Origin of the sequence: Providencia sp. PROV269, from assembly GCF_028477785.1 — a bacterium.
In the GTDB taxonomy this organism is placed as follows: Bacteria; Pseudomonadota; Gammaproteobacteria; order Enterobacterales; family Enterobacteriaceae; genus Providencia; species Providencia rettgeri.
In genome coordinates, this window is the sequence record NZ_JAMPLV010000006.1 from 237,788 (window position 1) to 251,441 (window position 13,654).

A 13,654-nucleotide genomic window follows, 5' to 3' on the forward strand; every position below is an offset into this window, starting at 1 on the left:
GTTATGAGCAAATTATCAACCGTTTGGGTATTTAGTGATATGACTTCTCGCTTACCTGAACTTATCGGTGGTGCCCTCTCGCTTGGCGAGCAAGTGAATGTTTTTGCCCTTGATGAAGCACAAAGCGCACAAGCTTTCCAACTTGGCGCTTCGCAAGTCTTTCTATTAACAGGTAAACCCGATGACCGCATTATTGAAGACTATGCGGACACGATGGTTTCCACCATCAAACAACAAAGCGATAACGGTTTACTGTTGTTACCAAATACCCGCAGAGGAAAATTACTTGCAGCACGCTTAGGCGCGAAACTACAAGCCGCGGTTTCCAATGATGCCGCCGCAATCACAATTGAATCTGAAAAACCGCTGATTAAACATATGGTTTATGGTGGCTTAGCCTTCGGCCAAGAGACCCTAGATAGCGCATTTTCAATTGCAACCCTTACCTCTGGTACATTTGAAGCAGCCCCAAGTGATGCATCACGTAGCGGCACAGCTCAAGCTACACAATGGGTCGAACCAAAACAATCTATTGTACGTACCTCGATTCAGAAAAAAGCAGGTAACTCAGTGGAATTAGACAAGGCACGCTTAGTTGTCAGTGTCGGGCGAGGTATTGGTAGCCAAGAAAACATTGCGATTGCCAAAACGCTTGCCGATACCATCGGTGCTGAAATCGCTTGTTCTCGCCCAGTCGCAGAAAATGAAAAATGGATGGAACATGAGCGCTATGTGGGTATTTCTAACTTAATGCTCAAACCTGAACTTTATCTTGCCGTCGGCATTTCAGGGCAGATTCAACATATGGTCGGTGCGAATGGCGCACAAACGATCGTCGCAATCAACAAAGATAAAAACGCCCCTATTTTCCAATTTGCAGACTACGGGATCGTTGGCGATCTGTTCAAAATCTTACCTGCGTTAACGCAACAACTGGCGAAATAAACTCAATAACAGTGAGGCATTTTCCTCACTGTTTTCGTGACCTTTGGAGAAACTATGTCCGATGATATTTTTGATGCAATCATTGTAGGCGCAGGTCTAGCTGGCTCTGTAGCTGCATTGGTGCTTGCCCGTGAAGGTGCGCAAGTTCTCCTAATCGAAAGAGGAAACTACGCGGGCGGCAAAAACGTAACAGGTGGGCGAATGTATGCCCATAGCTTAGAACGCATTATTCCAGGCTTTACCCAAGAAGCGCCTATTGAGCGCATGATCACACGCGAAAAACTGTCGTTTATGACCGAAACTGGCGCTGTTACAGTTGATTTCCAAAATGGCTCAGAACAAAGCCCTGATGAAACGTCTTGGTCTGTACTACGCGGTAAATTGGATCCATGGCTAGTTGAACAGGCCGAAAATGCTGGTGCACAGTGTATTACGGGTATTCGAGTTGATAAGTTAGTTGAACGTGATGGCAAGGTAGTTGGTGTTGAGGCTGATGGTGATGTACTTGAAGCTAAAGTGGTCATTTTAGCGGATGGCGTCAACTCACTGCTGGCTGAACAACTTGGCATGACTAAACGCGTCAATGCAGAACATGTCGCTGTTGGTGTAAAAGAGCTCATTGAACTACCAAAAGATGTCTTAGCTAACCGTTTTAACCTTAAAGACAAAGAAGGTGTTGCTTGGCTATTTGCTGGCTCACCAACCGATGGCTTGATGGGCGGTGGGTTCCTCTATACCAATGAAGATACCGTTTCACTCGGCTTAGTTTGCGGCCTACACCATATTAAAGATGCTAAAAAATCTGTTCCGCAAATGCTTGAAGACTTTAAACAACATCCGGCTGTTGCACCTTTGATTGAAGGTGGAAAAATGGTCGAATATGCCGCGCACGTCGTCCCTGAAGCGGGTTTAAAAATGCAATCCGAATTGGTTCGTGATGGTGTATTAATTGCTGGTGATGCCGCGGGTATGTGTATGAATTTAGGTTTTACTATTCGAGGTATGGACTTAGCCGTTGCTTCAGGTGAAGCGGCAGCAAAAGCGGTACTTAGCGCAATGAAAACTGACGATTTCAGCAAACAAAATTTAAATCAATACCTCACACTGCTCAACGAAGGCCCACTGCGGGACATGAAAATGTACCAAAAAATGCCTGAGTTTTTGGATAACCCGCGCATGTTTTCTGCTTACCCAGAAATGGCGGTTGGTATTGCAAAAAAACTCTTCACGATTTCAGATGAAGCTCCTGTGCCTTTACGTAAGACCATGTTACAACACGCGAAAAAAGTGGGCTTTATGAACTTGCTCAAGGATGGAATTAAAGGAGTCAGAGCAATATGAGTAATCCAGTCAACGTTGATGTCAAACTCGGTATTAATAAATTTAATGTCGATGAAGAAAACCCGCATATTGTGATAAAAGAGCATCCAGATATGAATGTGCTCGACACATTAACTAAAGCTTGCCCTGCGGGATTATATAAAAAACAAGAAGATGGCTCAGTACGTTTCGATTATGCCGGCTGTCTCGAATGTGGAACCTGCCGCATTCTTGGCTTAGATAGTGCATTAGAAAAGTGGGAATACCCACGCGGCACTTTCGGTATTGAATTTCGTTACGGCTGATTTATTTAGCATCGCTCTCGAAGCTAATAACTTCGAGAGTTTTCAAGCGTTTATTTGCGCTGATCAGGGACACACCCATAATGAAACCAAAAAGTTTTGATGATATTCAATTTTCCTCCGTTCACCGACGGATCATGCTGTGGGGTAGCGGTGGGCCTTTTCTGGATGGTTATGTATTAGTCCTGATCGGCGTTGCATTAGAACAACTCACCCCCGTATTAAGTTTAAGTAGTGAATGGATTGGCTTATTGGGTGCTGCAACATTGGCAGGCCTATTCATTGGTACTTCTCTATTTGGCTATATTTGTGACCAAGTCGGTCGTCGTAAAATGTTTTTAATTGATATTGTTGCCATTGGTGCCATTTCAGTCGCGACCATGTTTGTCTCAACACCGATGGAGCTGCTTATCATGCGGTTCTTAATCGGGATTGTAATAGGTGCAGACTACCCAATTGCAACGTCAATGATCACCGAATTTTCCAATACCAAACAACGTGCATTTGCTGTCGGGTTTATTGCAGCAATGTGGTATGTCGGTGCCACCTGTGCCAATCTCGTCGGCTATATGCTATATGACGTGGAAGATGGCTGGCGCTGGATGCTTGGTAGCTCAGTGATCCCCTGTATTATTATTTTGATTGGTCGTTTTGATTTACCTGAATCACCTCTTTGGCTGATTCGCAAAGGGCGCGTTAAAGAATGTGAAAAAATGATGGAAAAGTTATTTGGCCAACCCGTAATATTTGAAGCCGAAGAACAACAAAAAACACACTTTCTTCAATTATTCACTAAGAGGCATTTTTCTTTCGTCCTATTTACCGCCATTATTTGGACCTGCCAAGTAATCCCGATGTTTGCAATTTACACCTTTGGACCACAAATCGTTGGGCAGTTGGGGTGGGATCAAGGAAAAAACGCTGCACTCGGTAACGTAGTTATCAGCTTATTCTTTATGCTAGGTTGCTTACCTGCGATGTATTGGCTGAATAAAATGGGACGGAGACCATTATTGATTGGTAGCTTTGCCATTATGACCCTCGCACTTGCCATACTTGGGCTATTTTCAAACCTTGGTATTTGCCTTGTGATTATCATGTTTGGGATTTACGCTTTTTTCTCAGGGGGACCCGGTATTTTACAATGGCTTTACCCTAACGAACTGTTTCCAACCGATATTCGTGCCTCTGCCGTTGGGGTCATTATGTCTATCAGCCGTATTGGCACTATTTTTTCAACATGGGCATTACCGCTATTTATCACTAAATACGGTGTCAGTTCGGTGGTATTGATGGGTGCAGGCGTTTCTTTGCTTGGACTGATCGTTTCGATCCTATTTGCACCAGAAACCAAAGGCTTAACCCTAGCACAAACCTCAGTGATGGGTATCCGGCGCAAAAAGACATAAGAGAAGTAAAAGAAGTTACTACGATAAACAATCACATCAAATACGCTAAATAATTCGTGCTGCACCAAGGCAGCAAGAGAAACGAATCCCTAGGAGCATAGAAGAGTATGTAACTAGGGTAACGCAGTGGCAGTAAGAAGTATAACGCGTATTTATACGCTAAATAGTTCAGATTGTAGGTAGGCGGCAAGCGAATAAGACCCTAGGAGCATACACAAGTATGTGACTAGGGCGAATAAGCGAAGCCAACACCCCTACAATTTGAAATATGACACGTATTTATACGCTAAATAGTTTGTGTTGTGGCTAGGCGGCAATCGAGGTTATCCCGATGAGCATACACAAGTATGTGATTCGGGTAACCAAGTGCGGCCAACAACGCCACAGCGCAAAATATGACGCGTATTTAGTTGGTAGAGAATGGCATGATGTCATACCATACCAACAACCAAATAGTCACATAAGCAAAAATTGCCGCAATAATATCGTCAATCATGATGCCAAAACCGCCGCTGACTTTTCGGTCAAAAATCCTTATCGGCCATGGCTTCCACATGTCATAAATGCGGAAAATAAAGAAGGCGGTGATGACCCATTCATAATCAACAACTGGGATCGCCATGAGAGTAATCCACATCCCGATAAATTCATCCCAAACAATGCTGCCGTGGTCATGAATTTTCATATCATCGGAAGTGCGCTGACAAATTAAGCAACCAATCCAAAAACCCGCGATAATAAGCACCCACAGGCTCCAAATTGGCATGTTGGCCATTAATAACCAGAAAGGTATCGCAGCAAGAGAGCCCATTGTGCCTGGCACAATAGGTGAAAGGCCGCTACCAAATCCTGTAGCCAATAAGTGCCAAGGATTACGCATATTCAGCCGTTTTTTTGCTTCTGCTTTTTCTTGGCGACTAGCCATTCTATGCACCTTCCGAAACAAAATGATCGAAACCTTTTAGGTTTACATCAACTTCTTGGTTATTGCAAAAGTAGCTAATTCCTTCAGACTGCGGCTTAATTTGCCCAATACACGTAAAGCCTGAGCCTGTGTGTGCAAGTGCCATCTCTAGCGCTCCACGGTTAATTTCAGGAACGGTAAAGCAAAGTTCGTAGTCTTCACCACCACTCAAAGACCATAAACGCCCTTGTTCGATACTACAACTTTGTTTCAACGCTTCTGATTGAGGCAATGCATCTAAATTAATGCGCGCACCACAACTGCTCGCTTTCAAGATGTGGTTGAGATCAGAAACTAAACCGTCAGAAATATCAATCGCAGAAGAAGCCAGGTTTCTCAATGCTTGGCCTTGTAAAATCCGTGGCTGTGGACGTAAATGGCGCGCAATTAGCCATTCTTGATGTTCTACATTTTTAACATTCAGTTTATCTTGTAAAATAGCAAGGCCAGCAGCGCTATCACCGAGAGTCCCCGTTACATAAATCCAATCGCCATTACGCGCCCCCGCACGGGACATCGCTTTGCCGTTTGGCACTAAGCCATGAACCGTGTAGGTCAAGCTCATAGGGCCTCGGGTTGTATCACCACCAATTAATTGCATGCCATAATAGTTAAGCTGTTCAAACAAACTATCACTAAAAGATTGTAACCAATCACAATCAACACAAGGCAATGTAATTGCCAAAGAAACCCATGCAGGGTCTGCGCCCATCGCTGCGAGGTCACTTAAATTAGATGCTAATGATTTATAAGCAAGATCAGCTGGTGAAATGGTTGGTAGGAAATGAATACCAGAAACGAGAGTGTCAGTGCTTACAGCAAGTTGCTGTTTTTCTGGAATGGTCATCAACGCACAGTCATCCCCAATACCGATATTAACATCACGTCGGTTAGTGGTTTGACGGTTAAAATAACGCGCGATGAGGTCAAATTCGCCATATGACATGGTAGATTTTCCGTTTTCGCTATATCTATTTTCGTTTAAGACGAAGCAAATAATTTACACCCTAATAATTCAATAATAGGTAAATAGCACTGAATTGCTAACCTGAAGAGTCTATCTAATTGGCTGCAATTATTCTTCGCTCACCGGCCATTGAAATATCGCGAGCATATAAACACAAAGGTAGACTGGAACCCAGGCTACCTATTTATTACCGTAGTGCTACAGGAGGGAACCCTGATATTATTATTTTTTACGGCGTACCGCAGGTGCAGCTTTGTCTAATACACCGTTAACGAATTTATGGCTATCTTCTGCGCCAAAAACTTTCGCTAATTCAATACCTTCGTTGATTGCGACTTTATAAGGTACATCTTCACGGAAACTTAATTCAAACATGGAGACGCGTAAAATCGCTTTTTCTACCTGCCCTAACTCTTCGAGCTGACGAGATAAATAAGGCGCCATCTGTTGATCTAGTTTTGTTGCGTTAGTCGCAACACCTGATAACAGTTCACGAAAATAGTTTACGTCGACGTCTGACATGTCCTGTTCAGCAATAAACTCATATTCGACTTCAGCAATTGGATTGCCAGATAATTGCCATGAATAAATGGCTTGTACAGCACACTCACGAGCGCGGCGACGAGCAGCAGGTTTCACAAGATTCCCCTTAAATTTAAAAACTGTACACAATAAACACTTGTTGCATTGCGTAATCTACACCGTGGTGGCGAAAAAACAGCAACATAGAGCAAATTGTGTATTATTTGCCTTTGATGGCCTTAATTACATTAATCATTTCAAGTGCTGTCAGTGCAGCTTCAGCACCTTTATTACCTGCTTTAGTACCCGCACGTTCAATAGCTTGTTCAATATTTTCAGTGGTTAACACACCAAAAGTCACTGGAACTTCACTGTTCATCGCAACATGAGATAAACCTGAGCTACATTCACCTGCAACGTATTCAAAGTGAGCAGTACCACCACGAATCACAGTACCTAGTGCAATCACTGCATCATATTTATTCGTTTCAACCAATGCTTTTGTGGTCAATGGCAGCTCATAAGCGCCTGGAACCCACACAATTGTAATATTGTCATTTGAAACCTGACCAATGCGTTCTAACGCATCAACAGCACCTTCCAGCAGACTATCATTAATAAAGTTGTTAAAACGAGCGATAGCGATAGCAACACGCGCTTGTGGAGCAGCAACAACACCTTTAATTACGTTCATAGCCTTCCTCTAATATTAATTATAACCCGCGGGGCGCGGATTTTATCACATTCTTTCGTGTATCGTACGTATGATTTTCAAAAAAACCAATTACCATACGGGACGAAGCCTGACACGAAGGTCTGGCCCGACTTGCTTCACTTCTGTAAATTCAAATTTTGGCGCATCAACAAGGGCGTTAAGCGGCGGAAAGTCCACCAAACCTCGAGCGCTGTCACCTAATAATTTAGGTGCAATATAGACAATCAGTTCGTCAACTAAACCTAGCTTAAGTAATGAGCCTGCGAGTTTTGCTCCCGCCTCAACCCAAATGCTATTCACATTACGTTTAGCCAGCTGCATCATCAAAATAACCAGATCGGTGCCGTTTTCATCTGCTGGAATAGCGATTTGCTCAATTTTTCCTTGCCATACCGCATTTTCATCTGGGGTTGAGCGCACTAACCAACATTCACCATCTAATTGAGTAACTTTATGGTCAGGAGTCACTCGATTGTGATTATCTAGCACAATACGAATGGGTTGGCGTACTTGGCTTTCTGGATACACTTGTTGGATATCTGATGGGAGCTCATTCCAACGTATCGTTAAAGAAGGGTCATCAGCAACAACCGTGCTGCTCGTACTTAAAATAGCACTTGCCTCGGCTCGAAGAGCTTGTACATCTTTGCGAGCTGCCGGGCTGGTAATCCATTTGCTTTCCCCAGATTCAAGGGCGGTCTTGCCATCAAGCGAAGCAGCAAGTTTCAACTGGATATAGGGAAACCCGGTACGCATACGTTTTAAAAAGCCACGGTTCGCCGCTTCGGCATCGTCTAATAAAACATTACTACGTGTTTCAATTCCTGCTTGCGACAACATATACAGACCACGGCCTGCAACCTGAGGATTTGGGTCTTGCATCGCCGCTACAACTCGGCTTACACCTGCATTAATCAGTGCTTCTGCACAAGGCGGAGTGCGGCCGTGATGACTACAAGGCTCAAGGGTGACATAGGCTGTTGCCCCTTGCGCTTTTTCTCCTGCCATACGCAATGCGTGAACCTCAGCGTGAGGTTCCCCTGCTTTCTGATGATACCCTTCACCGACAATGGCACCATCACGCACAATCACACACCCGACATTTGGATTAGGTGATGTAGTAAAACGCCCTTTTCGTGCCAATTCAAAAGCACGAGCCATATACATGTTGTCTTGTTCAATCATTGGCGTTAATCCTGTAATTTAGCGATTTCTTCGCCAAATTCGCGCACATCTTCAAAGCTGCGGTAAACAGAAGCAAAACGGATATAGGCAACTTTATCGAGCTTTTTCAGTTCATCCATAACCAAACTACCAATCAATTTAGACGGAACTTCACGTTCCCCCGTAGCCCGAAGCTGAGATTTAATAGAAATAATAGCTTGCTCAATGTCATCAGAACTTACAGGCCGTTTTTCTAATGCCTTTTGCATACCTCGATTAAGCTTTTCTTCATCAAAAGGTTCACGAATATCGTCGCTTTTAATGACTCTAGGCATGACAAGCTCAGCGACTTCAAAAGTGGTGAAGCGTTCATGACAAAGTAAGCACTGGCGGCGTCTACGGACTTGGGACCCTTCACCGACCAGACGCGAGTCAATAACTTTCGTATCTACAGCTGAGCAGAATGGGCAGTGCATAGCGTTTCCTGAATCTATTTAGGGGGAGATAGTTTACCCTACTGTGCGAGAAAAAACACCCTAGAAGATGCCTCCTAGGGTGTTCTCGTTGCTCTTCATATTTCGCGTTGTAGGGGTGTTGGCATCGTTTATTAACCCTAGTCACATACTTTTGTATGCTCCTAGGGATTAATTACACTTGCCGCCTACCTACAACACGAACTATTTTGAGCACTAATTGGCTTAACTCTTTATTATTCCCGTTGTAGGGGTATTGGCATCGCTTATGAACCCTAGTCACATACTTTTGTATGCTCCTAGGGATTAATTACACTTGCCGCCTACCTACAACACGAACTATTTTGAGTGCTAATTGGCTTAGTTACTCATCATTTTTAAAACTAAGGCAGTAATGACTCTTGGTCTGCGCCTTCTTTTTCGACTTTCGCTTGCATCAAGTGTTCACGCTTCATACCCATCTTCAGTGCTAATGCAGAAGCCACATAAATAGATGAGATAGTACCGATAGTTACACCGATTAACATAACCAATGAGAAGCCTTCTAACATTGCGCCACCGAACAGGTATAGCATCAGAACCACTAATAATGTGGTGGCTGATGTCATGATGGTACGGCTCAATGTTTGCGTCAAAGAGACGTTCATGATTTCGTACGGTGTACCACGGCGTATTTTACGGAAGTTTTCACGGATACGGTCTGATACAACGATACTGTCGTTCAGTGAGTAACCAATAACTGACATCAATGATGCCACAATAGTCATATCTATCTCTATATGGAACAAAGACAGAATACCTAAAGTGATCACCACATCATGCGCAAGAGATAACACGGCACCCGCGGCCAAACGCCATTCAAAACGGAAACCAACGTAGACTAGGATACAAATCAACGCAGTTAACAGAGCCAAAGCCCCTGTTTGCGCTAATTCAGCCCCAACACTTGGCCCCACGAATTCAATGCGTTTTACGGTTGCTTTATCATCCACATTTTGGTTGATAATCGTGATAATTTCTTTACCGACTTCTTGACCAGCAGTGCCTTCAATTGGCGGAATACGGATCATGATATCGCGGCTGCTACCAAAGTTTTGGATTAATGGATCTTTATGATTCGAGTTAGACAAGCTATCACGAATTTTATCCAAATCAGCTGGCTGACTTAAGTTGATTTCAATTACCGTACCACCGGTGAAATCTAAGCCCCAGTTAAAACCTTTGACGCCAATAATCACAAAAGAAGCTATCAGTAATACGATAGAAATGCTAAAGGCAACGTTGTCCCAGCGCATAAAGTCATAAACTTTACGGCCATAGTTCAATTGTTCAACAGTATAATCCTGTGCCACAACGTGCTCCTTAAATTGACAGCTTGTTAATACGTTTACCGCCGTAAAGCAGGTTCACGATAGCACGTGTACCAACGATAGCTGTAAACATAGAGGTTGCGACACCAATCGCTGTCGTAATCGCAAAGCCTTTAATAGACCCAGTACCCACTGCATAGAGAATAATCGCAGTGATCAGTGTCGTTAAGTTTGCGTCTGTAATACTTGAGAAGGCGCCTTTATACCCTTCATGAATTGCTTGCTGAACAGATCGACCGTTCTTGAGCTCTTCTTTAATCCGTTCGTTAATTAGAACGTTCGCATCGACGGCAACCGCAAGGGTTAATACGATACCGGCAATACCAGGCATAGTCAGTGTTGCGCCCGGTAATAAGGACATCACCCCAACAATTAACACCAAGTTTGCCAACAGCGCGCTACTCGCAATCAGACCAAATTTACGATAGTAAATAATCATAAATAGGATAGAAGCTAACAGACCTGCGATACAGGCTTTCAGCCCTTGCTCGATATTTTGCATACCTAGTGTTGGGCCAATGGTACGTTCTTCAACAATTTGGATTGGCGCAATCAACGCACCTGCACGTAACAGTAATGAAAGCTGGCGAGCTTCAGTGCCGTTAGTAATACCAGTAATACGGAATTTGCTACCAAAACGTGCAGAAATACGTGCCGCATTGATGACTTTTTCATCTTTCACCAAAATTGAACGGCCCGTTACATCTTTCTTGCCACTGTCTTTGTATTCAACAAACAGCGTTGCCATCAGCTTGTCTTGGTTATCACGTGTAAAGTCAGACATGATAGAACCACCAGAACTATCAAGACTGATACTCACTTGTGGTTGACCGTTTTCATCCGCATCAGATGTTGAGTCGGTAATATGGTCACCCGTTAAGATCACACGCTTATATAAGACATAAGGCATGCCTTCACGGTCATATTTAACTTCTGAATCACCTGGTACACGGCCACTTTCCGCTGCAGAAGAATCCACAGCGGTATTCACTAGACGGAATTCTAATGTCGCAGTCGCACCTAAAATTTCTTTTGCGCGCGCGGTATCTTGAATACCCGGTAATTCAACCACAATTCGGTCAGCGCCTTGGCGTTGAACGAGTGGCTCCGCAACACCTAATTGGTTTACACGGTTGCGAATAATAGTAATGTTCTGAGAAACCGCGTAGTTACGTGCTTCACGTAAACGCTCGTCGGTCATCACTGCGATCATGGTGTTATCGCTGCCATCACTAAAGACTAAGTCTGGGTATTTACGAGACAATGCTTTTTCAGCTTGGCTACGATCATCCGCGTTACGGAAACGAACTTCCACGCTATAATCATTGCCTTTACGAATAGAAGAGTACGCAATGCCTTCTTGACGCAGGTCATTACGCAAACCATCCATGTTTTGTTCCTGCAATTTACCTAATGCAGTGTCCATATCAACTTCCATCAGGAAGTGAACCCCACCACGCAGATCAAGACCAAGCTTCATCGGTTCACCACCGATAGCTTCGAGCCACTTAGGCGTTGCAGGTGCAAGGTTTAATGCAACAACATACTGGTCACCCAGTGCATTCATGATCACTTCACGCGCACGTAACTGAACATCAGAGTTGTTGAATCGGGCTAAAATGGCCCCATTTTCTAGAGAGATAGATTTACTCTCAATTTTATCGTCTTTTAACGATTTCTGGACTTGGATCAGCGTTTGTTCATTGGCGGCGGTTCCCCGCACGCCAGTGATCTGAACAGCCGGATCCTCACCATATAGGTTTGGAAGTGCATAAAGCAAACCGATGAGGATCGCGAAGATCAACATCAGATACTTCCACAAAGGATAACGGTTTAGCACGGCAGTTCCCTTCGGGAGAATCAGAATTAAATTGCTTTCATTGTGCCTTTAGGTAAAACAGCAGCAACGAAATCACGTTTGATGGTTACTTCTGTGTTCTCACTCAGCTCAAGAACCACATAACCGGTTTCAGACACTTTAGTTACACGTCCGATTAAACCGCCAGTTGTTAAAACTTCATCACCTTTAGTGATAGATTCCATCAATTTACGGTGTTCTTTCGCACGTTTTTGCTGTGGACGCAAAATCATGAAATAGAAGATCAGCGCGAAAACAACAAGCATGATAACCATAGTGTACGGGCTACCTTGCGCTGGTGCACCTGCTGACGCCGCTGCTTCAGAAATAAAAAAACTCATTCAACTTTCCTCATTGTTTTATTGAAAGCAATTTTACATACAAAAAAGCTAAGTTTGATATGCTACACAGATTAATGGCATTTCGCACTTAAATTCATTCGATATTTAATGAAGGTTCAGGTTTACCAATCTTTTGGTAAAAATCTTTAGCAAACTCTTCAAAATTCCCATTTTCAATGGCTTGGCGAATACCGGCCATCAAGCGCTGGTAATAACGTAAATTATGGATGGTATTGAGCCTTGCACCAAGAATTTCATTACATCTATCAAGATGATGCAGATAAGCGCGGCTATAATGACGACAAGTATAGCAATCACACTCAGCATCCAGTGTTGATGTGTCTGATTTATACTTAGCATTACGAATTTTTACCACGCCATTTGTCACAAATAAATGCCCATTTCGCGCATTTCGTGTTGGCATCACACAATCGAACATATCGATTCCGCGACGAACCCCTTCCACTAAATCTTCAGGCTTACCAACCCCCATTAAGTAACGAGGTTTTTCCGCTGGAATTTGCGGGCAGACATGTTCTAAGATTCGATGCATATCTTCTTTCGGTTCGCCAACGGCTAAGCCGCCTACAGCGTACCCATCAAAGCCGATTTCCACCAGCCCCTTAACTGAAATATCACGTAAATCTTCGTAAACACTACCTTGAATAATACCGAATAAGGCATTTTTATTGTTAAGTTCGTCAAAACGTTGGCGGCTACGTGCAGCCCAACGCAGCGACATTTCCATTGATGTCTTTGCATAGTCCCAATCTGCTGGATATGGCGTACACTCGTCAAAAATCATGACAATATCTGAACCGAGGTCATACTGAATTTCCATCGACTTTTCAGGACTTAGGAAAACTTTTTCACCGTTGATTGGGTTACGAAAATGCACACCTTCTTCTTTAATTTTGCGCATCGCACCAAGACTAAAGACCTGAAAGCCACCTGAATCGGTTAAAATTGGGCCTTGCCATTGCATAAAGTCATGGAGGTCACCATGCAACTTCATAATTTCTTGCCCAGGGCGCAACCACAAGTGGAAAGTGTTCCCTAATAAGATTTGAGCACCAGTCTCTTTAACTTCTTCCGGTGTCATGCCCTTAACAGTACCGTAGGTTCCTACTGGCATAAATGCAGGGGTTTCCACCACACCGCGCTCAAAAACTAAGCGACCACGGCGTGCATTGCCATCGGTCGTTTGTAATTCATATTTCACGTTTGCCTCCTAGCAGCAGAAAAACAGTCTGTTGCTATTGATAATATTAATTTGCTAAGCAAGCAGCCGATGCCACCGCTTC

At 43.7% G+C, this 13,654-nt stretch carries 14 protein-coding genes; 4 read left to right on the forward strand and 10 right to left on the reverse strand.

Features of this window, described 5'->3' with window-relative positions; genetic code table 11:
* Nucleotides 1–3: 3 nt before the first annotated feature.
* The 4 genes from PR683_RS11335 (at nucleotide 4) to PR683_RS11350 (ending at nucleotide 3,976) form a co-directional block, all read left to right on the forward strand.
* A complete protein-coding gene (locus PR683_RS11335; RefSeq protein WP_123382494.1) occupies nucleotides 4–945 on the forward strand; it encodes an FAD-binding protein in 942 nt (313 codons plus the stop codon).
* A gap of 54 nt (nucleotides 946–999) precedes the next feature.
* Nucleotides 1,000–2,286 (forward strand): FAD-dependent oxidoreductase FixC, encoded by a 1,287-nt coding sequence (gene fixC / locus PR683_RS11340; RefSeq protein ID WP_004914606.1) that lies wholly within the window; start codon nucleotides 1,000–1,002, stop codon nucleotides 2,284–2,286.
* A complete protein-coding gene (gene fixX, locus PR683_RS11345; protein WP_004914610.1) occupies nucleotides 2,283–2,570 on the forward strand; it encodes a ferredoxin-like protein FixX in 288 nt (95 codons plus the stop codon). The genes fixC and fixX overlap by 4 nt, the downstream gene beginning before the upstream one ends.
* An 80-nt stretch (nucleotides 2,571–2,650) precedes the next feature.
* Entirely contained in the window at nucleotides 2,651–3,976 is a 1,326-nt protein-coding gene (locus tag PR683_RS11350) for an MFS transporter (protein ID WP_231136785.1), read from the forward strand.
* Between the two features lie 406 nt (nucleotides 3,977–4,382).
* On the opposite strand, the gene pgpA is transcribed toward PR683_RS11350, so the two are convergent.
* The 10 genes from pgpA to tgt form a co-directional block, all read right to left on the reverse strand.
* A complete protein-coding gene (gene pgpA, locus PR683_RS11355; RefSeq protein WP_109911879.1) occupies nucleotides 4,383–4,901 on the reverse strand; it encodes a phosphatidylglycerophosphatase A in 519 nt (172 codons plus the stop codon).
* Between the two features lies 1 nt (nucleotide 4,902).
* Nucleotides 4,903–5,886, reverse strand: a complete 984-nt coding sequence (gene thiL / locus PR683_RS11360; protein WP_004914616.1) for a thiamine-phosphate kinase — start codon at nucleotides 5,884–5,886, stop codon at nucleotides 4,903–4,905.
* 243 nt (nucleotides 5,887–6,129) lie between these two features.
* Nucleotides 6,130–6,546, reverse strand: a complete 417-nt coding sequence (nusB, locus tag PR683_RS11365; RefSeq protein ID WP_004914619.1) for a transcription antitermination factor NusB — start codon at nucleotides 6,544–6,546, stop codon at nucleotides 6,130–6,132.
* 103 nt (nucleotides 6,547–6,649) lie between these two features.
* A complete protein-coding gene (gene ribH / locus PR683_RS11370; protein WP_004905531.1) occupies nucleotides 6,650–7,123 on the reverse strand; it encodes a 6,7-dimethyl-8-ribityllumazine synthase in 474 nt (157 codons plus the stop codon).
* Nucleotides 7,124–7,213: 90 nt separating this feature from the next.
* A complete protein-coding gene (gene ribD / locus PR683_RS11375) occupies nucleotides 7,214–8,329 on the reverse strand; it encodes a bifunctional diaminohydroxyphosphoribosylaminopyrimidine deaminase/5-amino-6-(5-phosphoribosylamino)uracil reductase RibD (RefSeq protein WP_198635072.1) in 1,116 nt (371 codons plus the stop codon).
* Between the two features lie 5 nt (nucleotides 8,330–8,334).
* Nucleotides 8,335–8,784, reverse strand: coding sequence for a transcriptional regulator NrdR (gene nrdR / locus PR683_RS11380; protein ID WP_004914623.1), 450 nt, complete (start codon nucleotides 8,782–8,784; stop codon nucleotides 8,335–8,337).
* Between the two features lie 380 nt (nucleotides 8,785–9,164).
* Entirely contained in the window at nucleotides 9,165–10,133 is a 969-nt protein-coding gene (gene secF / locus PR683_RS11385; RefSeq protein WP_004914625.1) for a protein translocase subunit SecF, read from the reverse strand.
* 10 nt (nucleotides 10,134–10,143) lie between these two features.
* The gene (gene secD, locus PR683_RS11390; RefSeq protein WP_209102255.1) at nucleotides 10,144–11,991 is read right to left on the reverse strand and encodes a protein translocase subunit SecD; all 1,848 of its coding nucleotides are present in this window, start codon (nucleotides 11,989–11,991) and stop codon (nucleotides 10,144–10,146) included.
* A gap of 26 nt (nucleotides 11,992–12,017) precedes the next feature.
* The gene (gene yajC, locus PR683_RS11395) at nucleotides 12,018–12,350 is read right to left on the reverse strand and encodes a preprotein translocase subunit YajC (protein WP_004905542.1); all 333 of its coding nucleotides are present in this window, start codon (nucleotides 12,348–12,350) and stop codon (nucleotides 12,018–12,020) included.
* Nucleotides 12,351–12,444: 94 nt separating this feature from the next.
* Nucleotides 12,445–13,572, reverse strand: coding sequence for a tRNA guanosine(34) transglycosylase Tgt (gene tgt, locus PR683_RS11400; RefSeq protein WP_004914630.1), 1,128 nt, complete (start codon nucleotides 13,570–13,572; stop codon nucleotides 12,445–12,447).
* Between the last annotated feature and the right edge of the window lie 82 nt (nucleotides 13,573–13,654).